The sequence below is a fragment of the Stenotrophomonas sp. NRRL B-14846 genome, from assembly GCF_050473585.1.
Lineage (GTDB): Bacteria > Pseudomonadota > Gammaproteobacteria > Xanthomonadales > Xanthomonadaceae > Stenotrophomonas.
This window is the reverse complement of record NZ_JBFLUN010000022.1, coordinates 216916-238817: the sequence shown is the minus strand read 5'-3', so window position 1 is coordinate 238817 and position 21902 is coordinate 216916. Positions and strand designations below refer to the sequence as shown.

20 protein-coding genes are annotated in these 21902 nt (G+C 67.7%); 8 read left to right on the top strand and 12 right to left on the bottom strand.

Annotated elements, in window-relative coordinates:
• Window positions 1–67: 67 nt before the first annotated feature.
• A complete protein-coding gene (locus AB1281_RS03220; protein WP_430345035.1) occupies window positions 68–964 on the top strand; it encodes a LysR family transcriptional regulator in 897 nt (298 codons plus the stop codon).
• A 51-nt stretch (window positions 965–1015) separates the two neighbouring features.
• Here AB1281_RS03220 and AB1281_RS03215 read toward each other — a convergent pair whose 3' ends face one another.
• The 4 genes from AB1281_RS03215 to AB1281_RS03200 all read right to left on the bottom strand — a co-directional run bounded on the left by AB1281_RS03215 (window position 1016) and on the right by AB1281_RS03200 (window position 5160).
• On the bottom strand, window positions 1016–1999 hold the full coding sequence (locus AB1281_RS03215) for an aldo/keto reductase (RefSeq protein WP_430345034.1): 984 nt from the start codon (window positions 1997–1999) through the stop codon (window positions 1016–1018).
• A 110-nt stretch (window positions 2000–2109) separates the two neighbouring features.
• The gene (locus AB1281_RS03210) at window positions 2110–2793 is read right to left on the bottom strand and encodes a hypothetical protein (RefSeq protein ID WP_430344819.1); all 684 of its coding nucleotides are present in this window, start codon (window positions 2791–2793) and stop codon (window positions 2110–2112) included.
• An 86-nt stretch (window positions 2794–2879) separates the two neighbouring features.
• Window positions 2880–4043 (bottom strand): PilT/PilU family type 4a pilus ATPase, encoded by a 1164-nt coding sequence (locus tag AB1281_RS03205; protein ID WP_285302785.1) that lies wholly within the window; start codon window positions 4041–4043, stop codon window positions 2880–2882.
• A 79-nt stretch (window positions 4044–4122) separates the two neighbouring features.
• Window positions 4123–5160, bottom strand: a complete 1038-nt coding sequence (locus AB1281_RS03200) for a type IV pilus twitching motility protein PilT (RefSeq protein WP_004147099.1) — start codon at window positions 5158–5160, stop codon at window positions 4123–4125.
• An 87-nt stretch (window positions 5161–5247) separates the two neighbouring features.
• On the opposite strand from AB1281_RS03200, the gene AB1281_RS03195 reads away from it, so the two are divergent.
• Window positions 5248–5925: a YggS family pyridoxal phosphate-dependent enzyme gene (locus tag AB1281_RS03195; protein WP_430344818.1), complete on the top strand. Its 678-nt coding sequence runs from the start codon at window positions 5248–5250 to the stop codon at window positions 5923–5925.
• A gap of 18 nt (window positions 5926–5943) precedes the next feature.
• Window positions 5944–6765: a pyrroline-5-carboxylate reductase gene (proC, locus tag AB1281_RS03190; protein ID WP_430344817.1), complete on the top strand. Its 822-nt coding sequence runs from the start codon at window positions 5944–5946 to the stop codon at window positions 6763–6765.
• A 103-nt stretch (window positions 6766–6868) separates the two neighbouring features.
• On the opposite strand, the gene AB1281_RS03185 is transcribed toward proC, so the two are convergent.
• Window positions 6869–7744, bottom strand: a complete 876-nt coding sequence (locus tag AB1281_RS03185; RefSeq protein WP_430345033.1) for a LysR family transcriptional regulator — start codon at window positions 7742–7744, stop codon at window positions 6869–6871.
• A 100-nt stretch (window positions 7745–7844) separates the two neighbouring features.
• On the opposite strand from AB1281_RS03185, the gene AB1281_RS03180 reads away from it, so the two are divergent.
• On the top strand, window positions 7845–8447 hold the full coding sequence (locus AB1281_RS03180; protein WP_430344816.1) for a short chain dehydrogenase: 603 nt from the start codon (window positions 7845–7847) through the stop codon (window positions 8445–8447).
• A gap of 66 nt (window positions 8448–8513) precedes the next feature.
• Here AB1281_RS03180 and soxR read toward each other — a convergent pair whose 3' ends face one another.
• Window positions 8514–8948 (bottom strand): redox-sensitive transcriptional activator SoxR, encoded by a 435-nt coding sequence (soxR, locus tag AB1281_RS03175; RefSeq protein WP_014036217.1) that lies wholly within the window; start codon window positions 8946–8948, stop codon window positions 8514–8516.
• 29 nt (window positions 8949–8977) lie between these two features.
• On the opposite strand from soxR, the gene AB1281_RS03170 reads away from it, so the two are divergent.
• Window positions 8978–10399 carry an MFS transporter gene (locus AB1281_RS03170; RefSeq protein ID WP_430344815.1) on the top strand — a complete coding sequence of 474 codons (1422 nt, stop codon included), beginning with the start codon at window positions 8978–8980 and terminating at the stop codon, window positions 10397–10399.
• Between the two features lie 85 nt (window positions 10400–10484).
• Here AB1281_RS03170 and AB1281_RS03165 read toward each other — a convergent pair whose 3' ends face one another.
• Window positions 10485–12506 carry an esterase/lipase family protein gene (locus AB1281_RS03165; protein WP_430344814.1) on the bottom strand — a complete coding sequence of 674 codons (2022 nt, stop codon included), beginning with the start codon at window positions 12504–12506 and terminating at the stop codon, window positions 10485–10487.
• Window positions 12506–13480, bottom strand: a complete 975-nt coding sequence (locus AB1281_RS03160) for a DUF4105 domain-containing protein (RefSeq protein WP_430344822.1) — start codon at window positions 13478–13480, stop codon at window positions 12506–12508. Before AB1281_RS03160 ends, AB1281_RS03165 begins: the two co-directional genes overlap by 1 nt.
• A 169-nt stretch (window positions 13481–13649) precedes the next feature.
• Between AB1281_RS03160 and AB1281_RS03155 the strand changes: the two genes are divergently transcribed.
• Window positions 13650–14054 (top strand): GFA family protein, encoded by a 405-nt coding sequence (locus AB1281_RS03155; RefSeq protein ID WP_049443405.1) that lies wholly within the window; start codon window positions 13650–13652, stop codon window positions 14052–14054.
• Window positions 14055–14385: 331 nt separating this feature from the next.
• Window positions 14386–16473, top strand: coding sequence for a TonB-dependent siderophore receptor (locus AB1281_RS03150; RefSeq protein ID WP_430345032.1), 2088 nt, complete (start codon window positions 14386–14388; stop codon window positions 16471–16473).
• Here AB1281_RS03150 and AB1281_RS03145 read toward each other — a convergent pair.
• Window positions 16457–17974 carry an MFS transporter gene (locus tag AB1281_RS03145; RefSeq protein ID WP_430345031.1) on the bottom strand — a complete coding sequence of 506 codons (1518 nt, stop codon included), beginning with the start codon at window positions 17972–17974 and terminating at the stop codon, window positions 16457–16459. The two genes, AB1281_RS03150 and AB1281_RS03145, sit on opposite strands and share 17 nt — an antisense overlap.
• A gap of 107 nt (window positions 17975–18081) precedes the next feature.
• Between AB1281_RS03145 and AB1281_RS03140 the strand changes: the two genes are divergently transcribed.
• Complete coding sequence (locus tag AB1281_RS03140; RefSeq protein WP_430345030.1) at window positions 18082–18981, top strand: LysR substrate-binding domain-containing protein; 900 nt, start codon at window positions 18082–18084, stop codon at window positions 18979–18981.
• 13 nt (window positions 18982–18994) lie between these two features.
• Here the strand turns inward: AB1281_RS03140 and AB1281_RS03135 are convergent, their stop codons facing one another.
• The 3 genes from AB1281_RS03135 to AB1281_RS03125 form a co-directional block, all read right to left on the bottom strand.
• Window positions 18995–19873 (bottom strand): LysR substrate-binding domain-containing protein, encoded by an 879-nt coding sequence (locus tag AB1281_RS03135; protein ID WP_430345029.1) that lies wholly within the window; start codon window positions 19871–19873, stop codon window positions 18995–18997.
• A gap of 38 nt (window positions 19874–19911) precedes the next feature.
• Window positions 19912–20793 (bottom strand): SDR family NAD(P)-dependent oxidoreductase, encoded by an 882-nt coding sequence (locus AB1281_RS03130; RefSeq protein WP_430345028.1) that lies wholly within the window; start codon window positions 20791–20793, stop codon window positions 19912–19914.
• Window positions 20794–20952: 159 nt separating this feature from the next.
• Window positions 20953–21816, bottom strand: a complete 864-nt coding sequence (locus AB1281_RS03125; protein ID WP_430345027.1) for a DMT family transporter — start codon at window positions 21814–21816, stop codon at window positions 20953–20955.
• Window positions 21817–21902: the final 86 nt, after the last annotated feature.

Here is a 21902-nt window from a genome sequence, read left to right as displayed (position 1 = left end):
CGTTACGACGAACCGGCGAGCCGGAAATCGACAGCTCCGCTCAATCCGGGAGCCGTATCATCCCTGCATGCCCCGTGAAAACCTCAACGACCTGCAGGCCTTCGTCCACGTCGCCCGCGAGGGCAGCTTCACCAGGGCCGCCGCCCAGCTCGGCGTGTCCCAGTCAGCGCTCAGCCATGCCATGCGCGGCCTGGAACAGCGCTTGGGTGTGCGCCTGCTGACCCGTACCACCCGCAGCGTGTCCACCACCGAAGCTGGCGCCCGCCTGCTCGAGACCCTCGCTCCACGCCTGGCCGAGATCGAGGACGAACTGGCCGCGCTGGCCGAGTACCGCGAGCGCCCCGCCGGCACCATCCGCATCAACGCCACCGGCCATGCCGCCGAGTACCTTGCCTGGCCGCGGCTGGCGCCGCTGCTGCAGCGCTATCCGGACCTGAAGGTGGAACTGACCACCGACTACGGCCTGGCCGACATCGTCGCCGAACGCTACGACATCGGCATCCGCCTCGGCGAGCGGCTGGCCCGCGACATGGTCGCGGTGCCGATCAGCCCGCCGCTGCGCATGCGCGTGGTCGGCGCGCCCAGCTACTTCCGCCAGCACGTGGTGCCGCAGCATCCGGACGATCTGGCCGCGCACAACTGCGTGACCCTGCGCCTGCCCACGCATGGTGGACTGATGCCGTGGGATTTCGGCCAGGACGGCGACGAACTGAGCGTGCGCGTGACGGGCCAGTGGACCTTCAACACCATGGGCATGACCCGCGCCGCGGCGCTGGCCGGCAGCGGATTGGCCTGGCTGCCGGAAGACCAGGTGCAGCCGATGCTGGACGATGGTCGCCTGCAGTCGGTGCTGGACGACTGGTGCCCGCACTTTGATGGCTACTACGCGTATTACCCATCGCGCCGCCACGTCACCGTGGCGATGCGTACGGTGCTTGATGCGCTGCGCGGGCCGATGGGGTGAGGGTCAAGGAGTGCGGACCAACGGTCCGCACCCACCGCATCCACCTGGTGATCAGCCCTTGGCCTGCGCCGCACGCTGCGCGTTGTAGCGCTCGCCGACGATCGACACTTCGTCCAGTGCCTGCGCGATACGCTGCAGGTCCTCCGGTGCCAACTGCAGGTCGACCGCGCCCAGGTTTTCTTCCAGGCGATGGACCTTGGTCGTGCCCGGGATCGGCACGATCCACGGCGCCTGCGCCAGCAGCCAGGCCAGCGCCACCTGTGCCGGCGTGGCGCCACGTGCGGCAGCAATCGTGCCGATGCGATCAACCAGTGCCTGGTTGGCACGACGTGCTTCCACCTGGAAACGCGGCACGCTGTTGCGGAAGTCGTTGGCGTCGAAGGTAGTGTCGGCGTTGATCGCGCCGGTCAGGAAGCCGCGGCCCAGCGGGCTGAACGGCACGAAGCCGATGCCCAGTTCCTGCAGGGTCGGCAGCAGCTCGCGCTCCGGCTCGCGCCACCACAGCGAGTACTCGCTCTGCACGGCGGCCACCGGCTGCACCGCATGCGCACGGCGCACGGTGGCGGCGCTGGCCTCGGACAGGCCGAAGTGGCCGACCTTGCCTTCGGCGATCAGGTCGCGCACGGTGCCGGCCACGTCTTCGATCGGCACGTTCGGGTCCACGCGGTGCTGGTAGAACAGGTCGATATGGTCGGTGCGCAGTCGCTTGAGGCTGGCTTCGGCCACCGCACGGATGTTCTCCGGGCGGCTATCCAGGCCGGTATCGACGCGCGCATCCTTGAAGCCGAACTTGGTGGCGATCACCAGCTTGTCGCGATACGGCGCCAACGCTTCGCCAAGCAGGTCTTCGTTGGTGTACGGGCCATACACCTCGGCGGTGTCGAAGAAGGTCACGCCACGCTCGATGGCGGCCTGCAGCAGGGCGATGCCCTGGCTGCGCTCCACCGGCTGGCCGTAGGCGTGGGTCAGGCCCATGCAGCCCAGGCCCAGGGCGGAAACCTTCAGGCCGCTGCGGCCGAGTTCACGTGTCTGCATCGTCGTGCTCCAGAGGGGGAGCGCTGACGATACGCCTGCACTGGCGGTGGATTGAACCGGCTGGATGGCAGTCGGTCATGACTGGAATTCATCAATCGGCGGCGCGCCGGTCATTCCATGCCCTGCAGGGTGTCAGTGCACCCCGCCAGTTCCGCCATCATCCTCCCAGTGTTGCGGAACGCCGGATCCCGCGGCACCCATCGCGCGAACCAACGCTGCTCGCCGTCCACCACGGACTCGAACATCCACGTTGAGCCATCAAGCCCAGCGCTCGAGTCTTCGCCCTGCAACAGCGAAAATGCGGCGGCGATGGCCTTCCATTCCTGCGCACTCAGCGCGCGCGGTGGCGCGCACGTGCCGCCCTTGATGACGGTGGATGGAGGCCCGGGCGACGATCCGGGAATCTCGAAATCGCGTGCACTGCGCCCGACGATCCACGCCTGGCCGGCTGCGTTGCGCTGCGCGCGTATGACCACGCCCGGGAAGAACGCAGGATCCCAGATGAAGCGATACGCTTGGACCGGTACGCTGCCACAGCGGAACGACGGTTCTGGCAAGTCACCCAGATCCCGCAACCGGGCAACGTAGGTCGCCCTCGCAAACCCGGTGAAATCGATGAAGGGAGGCCGGTCGTCGCTAGGCTCCACCGCAGGCAGCGGCAGCAGATACCAGGCCTGTGCCTGCGGATCACCGCAGCCTTCCATCGCCACAGGAGCCGCGTGCTCGGGCGGGCGGGCACAACCGCCCTGCAGCAGCACGGCGATGGCCAGTATCACGCTCGCAGTCGCACGCATGCAGGCCTCCCTGGCAGGTTCACGCCGGCGTGCATCCGGCGCTGCGGTCATCCCGGAGCAGAGGGCGCCTGCAGGCGCCCGTCCAGTCACCGGATCTCGGAAATCTCCACGCCATCCAGCCCCTGCGACAGGGTGCGGGCATCGCCGCCCTGGCTGAGCTTGATGCGCAGGCGTACTTCGTTCTGCGAATCGGCGTAGCGCAGCGCGTCCTCGTAGCTGATCTCGCCGGCCTGGTACAGCTCGAACAGGCTCTGGTCGAAGGTCTTCATGCCCAGCTGGGCCGAGTCCTTCATCACTTCCTTCAGCTTGTGGATCTCGCCGTCGCGGATGTAGTCCTGCACCAGCGGCGTGCCCAGCAGGATCTCCATCGCCACCTTGCGCGAGCGGCCATCCGGCGACGGCACCAGCTGCTGCGCGACCACGCCCTTGAGGTTCAGCGACAGGTCCATCAGCAACTGGTTGCGGCGGTCTTCCGGGAAGAAGTTGACGATGCGGTCCATCGCCTGGTTGGCGTTGTTGGCATGCAGGGTGCACAGCACCAGGTGGCCGGTTTCGGCGAACGCGATGGCGTGGTCCATGCCTTCGCGGGTACGCACCTCGCCGATCATGATCACGTCCGGCGCCTGGCGCAGGGTGTTCTTCAGGGCCGCTTCCCAGCTGTCGGTATCGATGCCGACCTCGCGCTGGGTGATGATGCAGCCCTCGTGCTTGTGCACGAATTCGATCGGGTCTTCGATGGTGATGATGTGGCCGGTCGAATTCTGGTTGCGGTAACCGATCATCGCCGCCAGCGAGGTCGATTTACCGGTACCGGTGGCACCGACGAACAGGATGATGCCGCGCTTGGTCATCGCCAGCGTCTTGATGATCGGCGGCAGGCTCAGTTCTTCCACGGTCGGAATGCGCGTCTCGATGCGACGCAGCACCATGCCAACCTGGTTGCGCTGGTAGAAGCAGCTGACGCGGAAGCGGCCGACACCGGACAGGCCGATGGCGAAGTTGCATTCGTGGGTCTTCTCGAATTCCTCGCGCTGCGCCGGGGTCATCACGTTCAGGACCAGGTCGCGGCTCTGCTGCGGCGTGAGCGGGGTCTGCGTGATCGGCGAGATCTTGCCGTTGACCTTCATCGCCGGCGGCATGCCGGCCGTGATGAACAGGTCCGAGGCGCGCTGGTGCGCCATCAGCTTGAGGAACGAAGTGAAATCGATGGTGGTCGCGGTGGTGTTCACGGCGGGCTCCCAATGGGGCATGTACCAGGAAACGGTCGGTGGAGGAAACGGCGCGGGTACGGCGGCGCACTGGCGCACGCCGCCCCGTTGTTGCCCCGCCTTACTCGAACAGGCGCTTGTCCTTGGCGTACTCGCGGGCCTGGTTGCGGGTGATCAGGCTGCGCTTGACCAGGTCCTGCAGGTGCTGGTCCAGGGTCATCATTCCGTACTGCTGGCCGGTCTGGATGGCCGAGTACATCTGCGCGACCTTGTCCTCGCGGATCAGGTTGCGGATGGCCGGGGTGCCGACCATGATTTCCCACGCAGCGGTACGACCGCCGCCGACCTTCTTCAGCAGAGCCTGCGAGATCACCGCACGCAGCGACTCGGACAGCATCGAACGCACCATCGGCTTTTCGCCGGCCGGGAACACGTCGATGATACGGTCGATGGTCTTGGCCGCCGAACTGGTGTGCAGAGTGCCGAACACCAGGTGGCCGGTTTCCGCGGCGGTCAGTGCCAGGCGGATGGTTTCCAGGTCACGGAGTTCGCCGACCAGGATGATGTCCGGGTCCTCACGCAGCGCCGAGCGCAGCGCTTCGTTGAAGCCATGCGTGTCGCGGTGCACTTCGCGCTGGTTGATCAGGCACTTCTGCGAGGTGTGCACGAATTCGATCGGATCCTCGACGGTGAGGATGTGGCCGTATTCGTTCTTGTTGATGTAGTCGATCATCGCCGCCAGCGTGGTCGACTTGCCCGAGCCGGTCGGGCCGGTCACCAGGATCAGGCCCTGCGGCTGCTGGATCACCTCGCGGAACAACGGCGGGCAGGCCAGGTCCTCGAGGGTGAGCACCTCGGAGGGAATGGTACGGAACACCGCACCGGCGCCGCGGTTCTGGTTGAACGCGTTCACACGGAAGCGCGCCAGCGACGGGATCTCGAAAGAGAAGTCCACTTCGAGGAATTCCTCGTAATCGCGGCGCTGCTTGTCGGACATGATGTCGTACACCAGCGCGTGGACCTGCTTGTGGTCCAGGGCTGGGATGTTGATCCGGCGAACATCGCCGTCCACGCGGATCATCGGCGGCAGGCCTGCAGACAGGTGCAGGTCGGACGCTTTGTTCTTTACGGAAAACGCCAGCAGTTCGGCGATATCCATGAGCGGCTACTCCCCAATAACGGCTTCGACTGGAAGGATCTTTCCCCGGGCGGCAGTATAGCCTCCTGATTCAACGGAACGCGTTACGTGGCCACTCCCCTGCCCCAGATCCTGAGCAACCTGCATGCTGCCGCCGAGGCGGCCGGCCGGCCCGATCCGCGCCTGCTGGCCGTTTCCAAGACCCAACCGGCCGAGGCCGTGGCCGCGCTGGCCGCACAGGGCCAGCATGCCTTCGGCGAGAACTATGTGCAGGAAGCGCTGGCCAAGATGCAGGCGCTGCAGCACCTGGCGCTGGAGTGGCACCTGATCGGCCACCTGCAGTCGAACAAGGCCGATGCCGTGGCCACCCATTTCGACTGGGTGCAGAGCGTGGACCGGCCCAAGCTGGTGACGGCGCTGGCGCGCCATCGCCCGGCCACGCGCGGCCCGCTGAACGTGCTGATCCAGGTCAACATCGACGATGAGTCCAGCAAGCACGGCTGTGCGCCGGAGGCCGTGGACGCATTGGCCGCCGCGATCGCCGCCGAGCCCCAGCTGCGCCTGCGCGGCCTGATGGCGATTCCGGCGCCGTGGCCGGAGGCCGAGCGTCGTCGGGATGCATTCGTGCGCATGCGCGCCCTTTTCCAATCACTGGCCGCCCAGTACGCGCAGGTCGACACGCTGTCGATGGGCATGAGCAGCGACTACGCCGAAGCCATCGCCGAGGGCGCCACCCTGGTGCGCATCGGCACCGCCCTGTTCGGCGCGCGCCCGCGCCCGGCCTGATTTTCCAAGGAGACTTCCATGGCAGCTGATTCCATCACCTTCATCGGCGGCGGCAACATGGCACGCAGCCTGATCGCCGGCCTGATCCGCCAGGGCGTGCCCGCCGCGCACATCCATGTGGCCGAACCGGTTGCAGCACTGCGCGAGTCGCTGGCCACCGATTTCGGCGTACAGGTACACGACAACGCCGCCAATGCCGCCGCACAGGGCCGCACCTGGCTGCTGGCGGTGAAGCCGCAGGTGCTGCGCGAGGTCTGCCAGTCGCTGCAGGCACTGGCCCAGGCGAACCGGCCGCTGGTGGTGTCCATTGCCGCCGGCATCACCAGCGCGCAGCTGGAACGCTGGCTGGGCGGCAACCTGCCGGTGGTGCGTGCAATGCCCAACACGCCGGCCCTGCTCGGCGCCGGCGTGACCGGCCTGTATGCCACGCCGTCGGTGGATGCACAGCAGCACGCGCAGGCCGAACAGGTATTGGCCAGTGCCGGCCGTACCGTGTGGATCGAGCGCGAGGCGCTGATGGATTCGGTCACTGCCGTGTCCGGCAGCGGGCCGGCCTACGTGTTCCTGCTGGCCGAAGCGATGGAAGCGGCGGGCATTGCCCAGGGCCTGCCGGCCGAGGCCGCGCGCACGCTGGTGGTGCAGACCCTGCTGGGCGCCTCGCGCATGCTGGATGAAGCCGGTGAAAGCCCCGCCGAGCTGCGCCGCCGCGTGACCTCGCCGAACGGCACCACCCAGGCCGCGATCGAGCGCTTCCAGGCCGGTGGTTTCGAAGCGCTGGTGGACACCGCGCTGCGCGCCGCGCAGGTGCGTGGGCAGGAACTGTCTGCGGCGAATGATTGATCCCGATGTGTGCCGACCAACGGTCGGCACCTACCATCATCCACGCATGGCGTGGATCTACTGATGCCTGTCTCTTCAGTAGATCCACGCCATGCGTGGATGCTCATTGCCCCAATGTGGCCATGACGAAATCGACGAAGCACTGCAACCGCGGGCGCGGCCGTCGATCCGGCAGGTAGATCAGGTGCATCGGCCGCGGTTCGGGCAGGTAGTCGCGCAGCAGTGGCTTCAACCGTCCGGCCGCGATCTCGCCGGCCAGCAGGGCGGTCGGCTGCAGCACCAGCCCCGCCCCGGCCACGGCGGCCTCACGCAGTGCAACACCGTCGTTGCAGGTCAGCCGCGCCTCCCAGTCCACCTGTTCGCCGTTGGCCAGCTGCCAGCCATGGCCACCACGCCAGGCGAGATGGCTCAGGCAGTCATGTCCTTCCAGATCCGCCGGCGTGCGCGGCGTGCCGCGCCGGCGCAGGTATGAAGGCGCCGCGCACAGGCTCATTGCGTAGGGCGGCAACGGCCGCGCCACCACCTCCTGCGATGGCAGCGGTCCGACCCGGATCGCCACGTCGAAGCCGTCCTCGATCAGATCCACGCGGCGGTTGCTCAGGTCCAGTTCGATGTTCAACTGCGGCTGCGCGCGCAGCAGGCCGGCCAGCTGCGGCGCCAGCACGCAGCTGCCCCAGGTGGTCGGCGCACTGACCCGCAGCAGGCCACGCGGCTGTACCTGCAGACCGGCCACGTCGGCCTCGGCATGCTGCACCTGCTCCAGCACCTGCCGGCACCCGGCCAGGTAGGCGCTGCCGGCTTCGGTCAGGCGCTGGCGGCGGGTATTCCGTTGCAGCAGCGCCGTCCCCAGGTGCGCCTCCAGCTGCTGGATGTACTTGCCCACCATCACCGCCGAGACCTGCAGCTGTTCGGCGGCGCCGGCGAAGCTGCCACGCTCGGCGACCGCCACGAAGGCCTGCATGCATCGGAGGGTATCCATTACTAATCCTGGGTTAGGAATCTGCGAAGCATACGCCGCTTACCTAACCCTGCTGTGAGGGCGCAGACTGCGCCCATTCCCCCTCCCGCAAGGAACCGCCATGAAGATCCTCCTCGTGGGTGCCAGCGGCACCCTCGGCCAGGCAGTCGCCCGCCAGCTCGGCCAGCAGCATCAGATCCTCGCCGCCGGCCGCCACAGCGGTGAGCTGCGCGTCGACCTGACCGACGACGCCAGCGTTGCCGAGCTGTTCGCGCGTACCGGCCCGGTCGATGCGGTGATATCCACCGCTGGCAAGCTGTACTTCGGCCCGCTGCAGGAGATGACGCCCGAGCACTTCAACATCGGCCTGCAGGACAAGCTGCTGGGCCAGGTGCGGCTGGCGCTGGTCGCCCAGCACCACCTCAACGCCGGCGGTTCGATCACCCTGACCAGCGGCATCGTCAGCGCACAGCCGATCCGCGATGGCGTCAACGCCACCTCGGTGAATGCCGCACTGGAAGGCTTCGTGCGTGCCGCCGCACTCGAGCTGCTGCCGCGCGGCCTGCGCATCAACGTGGTCAGCCCGAACGTACTGATCGAATCGATGGCCGCCTACGGCCCCTACTTCCCGGGCTTCGAGGCGGTGAGCGCGCAGCGCGCGGCGCTGGCCTTCCAGCGCGCAGTGGAAGGCATCCAGAGCGGCGAGACGATCACGGTCTGGTAAGAAAAAGGGGACGGAGGGGATTAAGTCGTTTGTGCACTTGCGACTTAATCCCCTCCGTCCCCTTTTTCATTCCCAGCGCATCGGGCCGTCGCCGCGTTCGCCGAGGACGTCGCCCGGGTTGGCCAGGCGACAATGCTGCAGCGACAGGCAGCCACAGCCGATGCAGCCGGTCAGTTCATCGCGCAGCAGCTGCAGCATGTGGATGCGCTCTTCCAGCTCGGTGCGCCAGCGCGCGGACAGCTTGGCCCAGTCGGCCTTGGTCGGCGCGCGGCCTTCAGGCAGGCTCTCGAAGGCACGGCCGACCGCTTCCAGCGGCATGCCCACCCGCTGCGCCACGCGGATCACCGCCAGCCGGCGCAGCACATCCCGGCTGTAACGGCGTTGGTTGCCCGAAGTGCGCAGGCTGCTGATCAGCCCCTTGCGCTCGTAGAAATGCAGTGCGGAAATGGCCACGCCACTGCGCTGGGAGACCTCGCCAACGCTGAGTTCCTGGGATGCCATTGCTTGACCTCAACTACAGTTGAGGTGTCATGCTGCTATCTTCGCCGCCCGTTGACAAGCGCGGCCTGCACCTGACCCGTATGACCCCGACCCTCTCTCCCGCCGACGCCCACCTGCCGGCTGACACCTCGATCCTGTCCGCGCGCTACCGCGCCACCACCATCGGCATGGTTGCGCTGGTCGCGCTGCATGCCTTCGAGGCATTGGCCGTCGCGGCCGCGATGCCCACCGTGGCCGAAGCGCTCGATGGCCTGCGCCTGTACGCGCTGGCCTTTGGCGGCACCCTGGCCACCAGCGTCATCGGCATGACCCTGGCCGGGCGCTGGGCCGATCGCCACGGCCCCGCGCGCCCGCTCTGGTACGGCCTGGCCTGCTTCGTGCTGGGCCTGTTGCTGGCCGGCTTTGCGACGCGCATGGGCATGCTGGTGGCCGGGCGCCTGATGCAGGGCCTGGGCGCGGGCGCGATTTCGGTCTCGCTGTACGTGATGGTCGGCCGCAGCTACCCCGAGCACCTGCGACCGAAGGTGTTCGCGGCGTTCTCTGCGGGTTGGGTGGTGCCCTCGATGGTCGGCCCGGCGTTGAGTGGCCTGATCGTGCAGCATCTGGGCTGGCGCTGGGTATTCCTGGCAGTGCCACTGCTGGCGATACCCGCCGCACTGCTGCTGCGCCCGGCATTGGCGCGCATGCAGTCTCCCGTTGCGCCCGGCAACGATGGTGAACGCGGCAACGTGGTGCGCTGGGCCAGTGGCGCCTCACTGGCCGCACTGCTGCTCTACGTCGGCGGCCAGCAACAGGGCATGGCTGCCCTGCTCTGCATCGGCGTGGCGATGCTTGCGCTGCTGTTCTGCGTGCACCGGCTGTTGCCGGCCGGAACGCTGATCCTGCGCCGCGGCCTGCCCAGCGTGATCGCGCTACGCGGCATCGCCGCCGCAGCCTTCTTCGCCTGCGAGGCCTATCTGCCCCTGCTGCTGCAGCGCGAACGCGGGCTTTTGCCCAGCTGGGCCGGCGCGGTGCTCAGCCTCGGTGCGCTGGGCTGGTTCGCCGGCTCCTGGCTGCAGGGTCACCAGCAGCGCGGCTGGTCACGCCAGCAGCTGCTGCGCGTTGGCACGGTGATGATGACGGTCGGCATCGCCGCCACGCTGGCGGTGCTGTTCAAGCAGATGCCGCTGCCGGTCGCGCTGGTCGGCTGGGCCGTGACCGGTTTCGGCATGGGCATGATCTACGCCAGCCTGTCGGTGCTGACCCTGTCGCTGTCGGCGCCGCATGAGCAGGGTGCCAATACCTCGGCGCTGCAGCTGAGCGAGGCGCTGTCGGTGACCACCGCGCTGGCGGTCTCCGGCGCGCTGTTCGCCCTGTTCGTGGAAAGCGCGCCGCACACCGGCTACCTGCTGTGCCTGGCGATCACTTTCGGCCTGGCGGTGCTGGCCGCGGTGATCGCGCGGCGGGTGTAGGCGGCAGCGCTCGGTAGTGCCGGCCGCTGGCCGGCAACCTCCACGCACGCAGGAATGCTGTGATGATGCCGGCCAGCGGCCGGCACTACCTGGTAGCGGCGCCCATGTCATCGATATCCCGATGCAGGATGCGCCGCACTTCCAGCACGGCCTGCGGGGTTTCCTGCACGCTGTGGCCGGAGATGATCACTTTCTCCGACAGCGCACCCGGCAGGTGCGCGCTCCAGTACGGCACCAGCCCGTCATCAGACTTCTCCACCGGCAGCTCCGGCTTGCGCTGGGCGATGATCGAGTGGTACTTCAGGCCCGCTTCGATCGGCAACTGCGCGGCGGCCTTCACGAACGGATCGCTGGCCTTGAGGTTGTCGATGCTGTTGGGGATCTTCGGCTTGGCGGTGCCATCGACCTGCTGTTCGGCCTGCGCCAGCGCCATGAACACATCCTCGAACTTGCCGAGGATGGTCAGCGGCAGGCGCACCAGGCGACCGATCAGGCGCCCGACCTTGTTGCCGGCGATATCCGTGCCCTGGTGCGGCGCGGCGATGAAGATCGCGCGCTCCACGTTCGGCTGCGCCTTGAAATGCAGCAGTGGCCCCAGCTTGGTCTGCACCCGCTTCAGGCGCTCGCCCTTCAGATCGTAGTTGGCCAGCAGGTCATCCCACAGCACATCACCGGAATCGCTCACCAGCAGGCGCGCGAGCACGCCGCCCATGCTGTGGCCGATGTAGACCATGTCCTTCGATGCGCGCGTGGTGCCATTGGGATCGAAGTGCTTCAGCGTATCGTTGAACGCGTTGGCGATCTCGTAGCGGTTCAGCGCGATCGGTGCGTTGGTCGGGTAGTAGACCTGCCACACCTGGAACTGCTGGCGCAGCTCGGGATCGCCCATGATCTCGTTGGCCAGGTTCACCCAGGCTTCCGGGCTGCTGGCCAGGCCGTGCAGCATGAAGATGATGCGGCGGTTCGGGTCCCACGGCTGCATCAGGTAGATGTGCGGTTCGCCGATGCCCTCGCTCATGCCGAACAGGGTGCGCAGTGACTGCCGGGCGAAGCCGCTCTGCGCCAGCCACAGGCCGTAGGCGGCGGTGAAATTGCCGGCCAGCGGTACCTGTTCGCCGTGCAGGGTGATGCGTTCGGTGGCTTCCGGCGAATAGGCATCGAGCTCGACCCGGCGCGTGCGCATCACATCGTCCAGGCTGCTGCCCTCGAACCGCAGCAACGCAGTGACGTTGATCGAGGACATCTCGCTGAACTCGGGCACCGAATCGTCATGGCGATGGCGGCGGCCACGACGCGCGTCGTCCTCATCCTCCGGCGGCGTATCGGCCTTCGGGCCATCCGGCGCGATCACCGGCGCGACCAGCTTCGGCGGGTCCATCACCATCACCAGCTCGGCGCCGAAACCATCGCGGCGATAGGTGCTGCGCAGGCCGACGAAGCTGACCGTGCCGGCCGGTACCAGCTGCGCAGGAATGCTCTTCAGGTTCAACTGCTGGTAGTTGGAGGCCAGCGACCAGCTGCCGACCGTGAGCGGTTTCGTATAGTCCTCGCCCGCCAGCGCAGCGGCGCGTGCGCGCACGAACAACACCACTGCCGCCTTCTCTGCCGCGTAGTTGTAGTAGTCGCGCACCTGCGTCTGCCGGTCCTCGAAGGCACGGTCGGACGGCGAACGCCCGCTGTAGAACAGGTAGGCATAGGCATAGCGCGCGGCTTCCAGCCAGGCGTCCAGCGCCGCATCGCTCATCGGCGGATCGCCGGCGGCGGTCTTCTTCGGCGTCAGCGCCAGCGCGGCCTTCACCCACAGTTCGGACAGCGCCGACAGCCGCTGCTCGACATTGAGGTCATCGGTCATCAGCAGCGTGCTGCGGCAGACCAGGAAGTCCTTCTCGCATTGCGACTCGTCCAGGCCCGCCGCGCTGAGCGTCTCGCGCGCGGCCGGGCTGAGCTTGCCGGTGTTGAGCACGTCGGCACGCTTGTTCACCAGCGAATCGCTGGATTTGACCTGTTTGACGGTCACCATCGCGCAGCCGCTGCTGCCCAGCAGCAGGAAGGCGGCGAACAACACCGGCAGCGCGCGCTGCCAGCGGATCAGGAAGAGTCGGGTCATTACTGCGGGTCCTGCTCGGTGCCGGGCACGCCCTGGCGGATCACGGTGGAGAAGTGGTCGCCGCTGCCCAGGTCCAGCGCACGCTGGGTGATGCGGCCCTTGTCATGCAGTTCGGCGTACGGCACACCCGGCGTGAGCGCACCCACCTCCTGCGCGTACTCGGCCAGATACCCGGACAGCAGCAGGCGATAGTCCAGCGGCAGGCGCGGCGCGATGTGCCGGGCCAGGTCGAAGACGATGGTGGTGCAGTTGCTGGTGAGCGTGTTGTAGAAGCCCGGCTTCGCATCCAGTTCGCGCGCCTGCGCGATGTACGCGGCAAACAGCTCCTTCAGCTGCGCACGGTCCATGCCGTGCAGGCGGTACAGGTAGACATCCTCGCCGCGCGCGTTGGTGCGGGTGCGGATGATGTCGGTCTCCTCCGAGGCCACCAGAGTCATCTCGAACTTGCGGAAGAAGCCGCCCAGCGCCGAGAACGATTCACCACGTTCCTTGCGGATCTCCAGCGAGAACACCACGTGGCGGCCATCCTCGAAACCGAACGAGATGAGGGTGTGGGCGATCGCGGGGCCCATCCAGTACGACAGCACCAGGTCGGCCGAGCGCAGCTGGTCCAGGTCGTATTCGCGGCGCACCCAGCGCGCGTCGTAGTCGGTTTCGCTGCGCCAGGTGAAATCACGCACGTTGTCGAACACCACGTGGCGCCCGTCGAAGGACACCACATGCAGGCGCTGGGCCACGTCATCGGCCCACACGCGGTCCTGGCGTGGGGTCAGCAGCAGCCACCACAGGCCAGCCAGCGCCAACGAGGCGCCGAACGCCATGCCCAGGCGACGATGGCCACGGCCACGCGCGACCCGCCACGACGCCCACAGCGCAAGCAGCAGCCACAGCACCGCAATGCCGTTCGCCAGCCAGCCCGGCCCCGGCATCTGATAGGCCAGCAGCCCGGTCACCCACAACGCTGCCAGCGCCATGGCACTTCCTGTCATCCAACGTCCTGCGGCTCTCACTGGCATCCTGTCGCGGTCCCGAAGCCGCATAGTTAGCCACAAGCGGGTTCACCGTGGCATCTACGGCCCGTTCAGGCACGCCGGTGCACCGTCTGCGGCGGCCCCGCGGCCAGATGGATCACAAGGAGCAACGATGGGCATCACTTCCGTGGCCGGCGTTCCGGTCCAACCCCAGCACCGCGCCACCTGCCATTGCGGCACGGTCGAACTGCTGCTGGACCTGCCGGACGGCATCGTCGACCCGCGCCGTTGCGACTGCTCGATGTGCCGGCGCCGGGGTGCCATTGCAGCCAGCGTTACCCGCGCGGGCCTGCAGGTGGTGCGCGGGCAGAACCACCTGCAGCTGTACCAGTTCAACACCCATGTGGCCGAGCACTACTTCTGCGGCGTGTGCGGCATCTACACCCATCATCGGCGCCGCTCCAACCCGGAACAGTACGGTTACAACGTGGCCTGCCTGGAAGGCATCGACCCGTTCGCGCTGGGTGTGATCCCGGTCAACGACGGGGTCAACCACCCCGCCGACCGCACCGGCTAGTGGCGCGCGCGCCGCGGCGGCGTGGCGACCTTCTGCCAGGGCGCCATGCCACTGCGCCCGGCCCGCGCCGGGCGTTTCAACCAGGGGCGGCGTGGCGGCGCCTGCGGCGCGTCCGCGACCGGGGGAGGAAGTGGTCTACGGCCGGGCCAGAGATGGTCGAGCAACCACATGGCGGGTCTCCGTGGGGGACGGGGACGACCAAGGCTAGGCGCGGGCCGGCATAGGGAGCGTGATGCGAAGGCGACCGCCGGATGACACGCTATTGATAATCATTTGCATCAATCCAAGGCAATCCCGATAATCCGCGGCGATCTTCCATGGACCGACCGCCATGCCTGCCCGCCACACCCTGCTCTCCCTTGCCCTGGCGCTGCCCGGTGCCCTCACCGCACCACTGGCTGTGGCTGCGGAAACACCGGACGCCCGGACCCTGGACCGCGTCAGCGTCGTTGCCGACCGCGCCAGTACCGCGACCAAGACCGATACCGCGCTGACCGCGACGCCACAGGCGATCAGCGTGGTCACCCAACAGCTGTTCACCGATCGCGGCGCGCACAACCTGCAGGAAGTGCTGCGCTACAGCGCGGGCGTCACCGCCGATGCCTGGGGCCTGGATACGCGCAACGACGCTACTTCGGTACGCGGCCTGGACCCGGTGCAGTACGTGGATGGCCTGCGCCGCAGCTACGGCTTCAGCCCCCTCGCCCGCCCGGAAATCTATGGCCTGGAGCGGGTGGAAGTACTGCGCGGCCCCTCCTCGGTGCTGTACGGCGCCGGCGCCACCGGCGGCATCATCAATGCCATCAGCAAGCGCCCCACCTTCGGTGCGGCACGCGGTGAGATCGGCGTGCAGCTGGGCAGCTTCGATCGCAGGCAACTGCAGGGGGACGTCGGCGGTGCATTGAACGCGGACGGCTCCGTGGCCGGTCGCCTGGTCGGCTTGGTACGCGCCTCCAACATGCAGACCGACACGCTCAAGGATGACCGCGTCTACCTGGCACCGTCGATCAGCTGGCGTGGCGAACGCAGCACCTTGACCCTGCTGGCCAGCTATCAGCATGACAAGACCGGCTCCAGCCAGCAGTTCCTGCCGCTGGCCGCGACCCTGCTGGCGCCACCCGGCCGCCGCCTGGATCCCTCCACCTTCATCGGCGACCCGGGCTTCGACCGCATCGACTCCCGCGTCTACAGCCTGACCGCACTGTTCGACCACAGCTTCAACGACGTGCTCAGCCTGCGCTCGGCCGTGCGCTACATCGATGGCAAAACGACGCTGCAGCAGATGTACGTGGACAGCTACAGCAACCCGGCCGATCCGTTCATCGACGCCGCACGTCGCGTGGTCAACCGTACCGCCTATGGCACCCGCCCGGATGTGCAGATCCTCAGCGCGGACAATGCGCTGCAGTTCGACTTCGCCACCGGCGCCTTCCAGCACCTGTTGTTGGCCGGCGTCGACTACAGCAAGTACCAGGAACAGCTGCAGCGCCTGGATGCCACTGGCACACCGATCGACATCTACGCCCCGGTATCGATGGCACCGACGGTGCGTGGCTGGGACCGCCAACCCGACCAGACCTCCACCCAGCTGGGGCTGTACGTGCAGGATCAGATCCGCTGGGCCGACCGCGTGTCGCTGGTACTGGGCGCGCGCCGCGACCATGCACGCTCGAAGACGGAGGGCCAGCCCAGCCAGACCGACAACGCCACCACCTATCGCGCCGGCCTGATCGGCGAACTGGGCGCCGGGGTGTCGCCCTACCTGAGTTACAGCGAATCGTTCCTGCCGGTCACTGGCCAGGACCTGTTCGGCCAGGCCTTCAAGCCGATGCGTGGCCGCCAGAGCGAGGCAGGCATCAAGTGGCAACCCGCGCGCAACCTGCTGCTGACGATGGCGGCGTACCGCATCACCGAAACCAACCGGCAGACCAACGACCCGGACAACGTACTGAACGTAGTGCAGACCGGGCAGATCCGCTCCAAGGGCATCGAGCTGGAAGGCCAGTTCCAGTTCGCCAACGACCTCACCGTCACCGCCGCCGTTGCGCGCAACGAGGCCGAGGTCAGCCGCAGCAACTTCGCGCTGGAAGTGGGCCAGCGCCTCAACGACACCCCGCAGGACCTGGCCTCGGCATGGATTTCGAAGGGCTTCCAGCTGGATGATGCCGCACGCCTGCGCCTGGGCCTGGGCGTGCGCCACGTCGGCAATACCGTGTCGCTGGGCAACGGTGGGCGCATCATCACCCCCAGCTACACGCTGGCGGACGCCTTGGTGGAAGTACAGGTGACTGACTGGACGATGGCGTTGAACATCGCCAACCTCACCGACAAGCGCTACTACGCACCTTGCCGTACCTTCGGCGACTGCTTCGCCGGCTACCCGCGCGTAGTGACCGGCACCATCAGCTACCGGTTCTGATCACAGCCAACGCTGGCCGCCGCAGCAGCAGGTGCAGCAGCACAGCGCATGCGGCGGTCAGCAGCGCCAGGACACGCAGCAGTATCGCCAGCGCCTCGGCACTGGCCTGCTGCAGCTGTGCGCCGCTCATCGCCGGAAGCAGTGCCTGCGCCTGTGCATGCGCACCCGTCGCCAGATAAGCACCGGCACGCGCCAGCGATGCCGGCGATGCTCCCTGCAGCTGGTGGCCGATCAGCAGCGCAAGCACGGCCGTGACTGCGGCCAATGCGATGCCCTCACCGGCCACCCGCACCGTTCCGAAGATGCCGGCAGCCATGCCCGCGCGCTGCACCGGCACCACGCTCACCGACAGCCCATCCATCAAGCCCCAAGGCAACGCCGTGCCCGCACCGATCAGCATCAGCAACGGCACCCACTGCGAGGGCGACGGATGCGATGCGTGGCGCGACAACAGGTACAGGCCAGAGGCACAGACCAGCAGGCCCAGCGCGCACAGCCGCGCACTTCCAACGCGCTCGGCCCAGCGTGCGGCCAGCATCGGCAGCACCAGCATCGGCGCGGACAGGGCCAGCATCTGCAGCCCCACCAGCGTCGCGCTCTGGCCGTGCACGCCCAGCAGCTGCAGGGGCAGCACCACCAGCAGCACCACGTAGCCGAAGCAGGTTGCGACCGGCAGCAGCTGGACACCCAGGAACGCCGGTTGCGAGAACAGCGAGAGGTCCAGCAACGGTGAGCGCTGCAGCCGTTCGGTGCAGACGAACACCGCGCCCAGCAGCAGCGTCGCCAGCAGCGCCAGCTGCACGCGCACGGCATGCAGGCCGAATTCCCCCAGCCACAGCAGGGCCAGGGTCAACGCCGCCAGCATCAGGCTGAAGCCCAGCATGCCGCCGACATCCAGCCGCCCGCGCTCGCCCTGGCTTTCGGGCAACACACGTGCGCCCAGCGCGAAGGCCGCCAACGTCAGTACACCGCCCGCCGCGAACACGCTGCGCCATCCCAGTACCTGCAGCAGCAGTCCGGCGAGCAGCGGCCCCAGCGCCAACCCCGCACCGAACGTGGTGCCCAGCAGGGCGAACACACGGGCACGCACCGGCCCCTGCCACGCATGCGCCAGCGCCGCCGTACCGGATGCCAATGCCGCTGCAGCGGCAACACCCTGCAACCCGCGCGCCAGATCCAGCCACAACAGCGTCGGCGCAAGGCAGACAACGGCCGTGGCGATGGTGAAACCCGCTGTGCCCAGCAGGAACAACCGCCGTCGGCCATAGCGGTCGGCCAGGCCACCGGCAGCGAGCAGCAGGCTGCCGAAGGTGAGCATGAAGGCGTTGGTCACCCACGCCAGCGCGGTCGGCGACGCCGCCACGGAATGGGCCAGCGCGGGCACCACGACCGCCCCGGCCGAGAAGGACAACGGCAGCGCCAGCGCGGCCAGGCAGACCGCGAGCAGCGTCCAGCGCTGATGTGTGCGGGAAAGTACGGGGAGCATCGAAACCGGGGCCATGCGGGCCTCCATCCATCAGGGGCATTGATGATGGACAGGCCGCTATCCCAGAAAAACAGGCTCCATGGACGTTGATTGCGGCCGACTGTTCCGCAATCATGCCTCTCATGGACTCCATCTCTGCCCTGCTCGCCTTCGTCCGCACCGCGGAGGCGGGCAGCATCGTCGGTGCCGCCCGCGTACTCGGCCTGTCCGCGTCGGCCGTCGGCAAGCGCATCGCCCGCCTTGAACAGGAACTCGGCACGCGCCTGTTCCAGCGCACCACCCGCCGCGTGCACCTCACCGATGAAGGCGAACTGCTGCTGCAGCGCTGCCGGCGTGCGTTGGATGAGCTTTCCGAAGCGCAGGCAGACCTGGCACAGCGCCAGCACGCCCCCAGCGGGCTGCTGCGCATCGGCCTGCCCACCATCGGCTACCGCTTCCTGCTGCCGGTGCTGCCCGGCTTCCAGCAACGCTACCCGCAGGTGCAGCTGGAACTGGACTTCAACGACCGCATCGTCGATGTGGTCAGCGAAGGCCTGGATGCGGTGATACGCAGCGGTGAACTGGCCGATTCCAGTCTGACCGCACGGCGGCTTGGCGGATTTCGTTTCATCCTCTGTGCAGCGCCGGGCTATCTGCAGGCGCACGGCACGCCCGGTGATGTGAGCGACCTGCGCATGCATACCGCGCTGCGCTTCCGTTACCCCACCACTGGAAAGCTGCATCCGTGGCAGCTGCCGGGCATCGAAGGCGATGCCGGGGCGCGTCTTCCCACGGCGATGACCTGCAACAACATGGAAGCCGTGCTGGCCGCTGCGATCGGTTGCATGGGCCTGGCCTGGATGCCTGACTTCCTCGCCGCTGACGCGCTGGACGATGGCCGCCTGCAACGGGTGCTGCCTGCGCTGCCCACGCACCAGGGGCAGTTCTCGCTGCTGTGGCCCGGTGGGCGCCATCCCAGTGCACGCCTGCGGGTGTTCATCGACTATGCCGTTGCCAACCTGTTCCGCGGCGACGAGGCGTAGCGGGTCCACAGAATCAGTTGATGCCCGCCGCCTGCAGAAAATTGCGCAGCACCGGCGACGGTGGTTCCGGCCGCATGCAGAACGGCAGGTCGAAACGCGCTGCTTCGCTCTCCAGCACGCGATAGACGATCTCCTGCGGGCGGAAGCTGGCCATGCTGGCAGGAACGATCGCCACGCCCGCCTCCACCGCCACCAGCGACAACACCGCATGCATGCCCTGCGCTTCCTGCACCACGCGCGGGGTGAAGCCCGCAGCGGTGCACAGGCCCAGCACCTGCGCGTGGAAGCCGATGCCCTCGCCTGCCGGCCATGAAACGAACGGTTCGTCAGCCAGCATCGCCACACTGACCTCCGGCGCGTCGGCCAGCGCATGTGCACGCGGCAGCGCAATCGCCAGGCGGTCGTGATCGAAGGCGTGCAGCACCAGCTCGGCGGCGGGAATCGGTGGAATCAACACGCCGACATCAATGCGCTGCTCACGCAGCCACAGCTGCTGCTGGCGCGACGTGGCTTCCTGCAGGTGCAGCTGCACCTGCGGGTATTGCTGGCGGAAGCGGCGGATCAGGCCTGGCAGGCGGCCATACAGCGCACTGCCGACATAGCCTATGCGCAGGCTGCCGGACTGTCCGGCAGCAGCTTCGCGCGTGCGCTGCAACGCCTGCTCGGCCTGCTGCAGCGTTGCCCGCGCCTCCACCAGCAGCGTCTGCCCGGCCACGGTCAGGCCCAGGGTGCGGTTGCCACGCACGATCAGTTCACTTCCGAGCGCGTCTTCCAACCGTCGTATCGCCGCCGTCAGCGGCGGCTGTGACATGTGCAGGCGGGCGGCGGCGCGGTGGAAATGCAGCTCTTCGGCCACGGCCACGAACTGGCGAAGCAGGCGCAGGTCGATCATCACGGTGCAGGCAGTGGGAACCCGCCTAGGGTACGCCCTCAGCTGCGTACGTCCACGCTCGCGCGGGCGATGGCCGGCCACTGCAGCGCGACCGATTCGATGCTGTCAGCAGTCACCGCGCGCAGATCCCGCGGATACGCCACATGCTCGGCTTCCTGCAGGCGCAGTGCATGGAACTGCCCGTTGCTGGCACGCAGCGCCCACCCGCCTTCCTGGCAACGCGTGGATGCCAGATAGGCCACCCCTTGCGCAACAGCTTCCGGATGCAGTTCGTCGGGCTCGCCGTCGATGCCCCACATGCGCGTCTTTGCCACCGGCGAAACCGCGTTGACCACGATGCCATGCTCGGCGCCTTCCAGCGCCAGCACATTGACCAGGCCCAGCGCGGCCAGCTTGCCCATCGCATAGGCGGACAGCCCGCGCTGCGCGTATTGGGGATACAGCGCGCGATCGGACGTGGTGATGACGATGCGGCCACCGCCCGCTGCGCGCATGGCCGGCCACGCCGCCTGCGCCAGCCACAGCGGCGTCTTCGCCGCCAGGCACAGCATCCGCTCCAGCGCGTCGTCCTCGATCACTTCCAGCGCCTGGTACTCGACCCAGCCCGCGTTGTGGATCAGGAAGTCGATGCGGCCGTGCGCCTGCAGCAGCTCCTGCACCAGCGCATGGCAACCGTCGCGATGGTCGATTAGGTTGCTCGCCGCTTGCACCGAAAGCCCCTGCGCCTGCAGCACTTCGACGCTGCGCAGGATGCGCTGCGGGTCAACGCCCCGGCCATCGGTACCGGCACCGACGTCATGCATCAGCACCTGCGCGCCGTGCTCGGCCAGCAGGCGGCTGTAGGCCAGGCCCAGTCCACCGGCGGCCCCCGTCACCAGGCCCACCTGGCCCTCAAAGGAAATACGAGAAATTGGCTGCATCGGCACAGCTTCGGCCAAGCGCACCGCGCCCGGCCAATACCGTTGACCACATCGCACGATACGCCCGCGCTATCACTGAAAAAGGGGACGGAGGGGATTAAGTCGTTTCAGGCACAGCAGGATCGATTACGACTTAATCCCCTCCGTCCCCTTTTTCGCTCAGCGGCTGAAGCGGCGGGCGCCTGCCACGCAGATCACGGCGACCACGGTCACCAGCACCATGCTGAGGCTGACCGATTCGTGCAGCAGCAGCGCGGCCAGGGCCAGGCCGAAGAACGGCTGCAGCAACTGCAACTGGCCAACAGCGGCGATGCCGCCCTGCGCCAGCCCGCGGTACCAGAACAGGAAGCCGATCAGCATGCTGAACACCGCCACATAGCCCAGCGCCCACCACGCCGAAGCACCGACTGCCGCGAACGAGGCCGGGCGCATCAGCACCGTCAGCGGCAGCATCACCGGCAACGCCAGCAGCAGCGCCCAGCTGATCACCTGCCAGCCGCCGAGATGGCGGGCGAGCCGACCGCCTTCGGCATAACCCAGCCCGCACACCACGATCGCCGCCAGCATCAGCAGGTCGGCCTGCAGCGAGGATTCGATACCGTTGCGCACCGCATAGCCGACCACACAGGCACTGCCCAGCAACGAGAACAGCCAGAATGCCGGGCGCGGCCGCTCGCCACCGCGCAGCACGCCGAACACCGCTGTACTCAACGGCAGCAGGCCGAGGAACACGATGGTGTGCGCCGATGACGCATGGCGCAGCGCAAGCGCGGTCAGCAGCGGAAAGCCGACCACGACGCCGAGGCTGACCACCACCAGGCCTGGCAGGTCACTGCGGCGCGGCCACGGCTGGCGCAGCATCAACAACAGACCCAGGCCGAGCACAGCGGCGATGGTGGCGCGTGCGGCGGTGACGAACCCGGCATCCAGTTCAAGCACCGCCAGGCGGGTAGCCGGCAACGAGCCCGCGAAAATCACTACACCGATGAAGCCATTGATCCAACCACTCGCCGACCGTTCCACGCCTGTAATCCTGAAGTGCCGGGCGATGCCTGGCGGAGCCTGTATGGAAGCATCCAGCGCGGAACCGCCCCAGCTACAATCCAGTA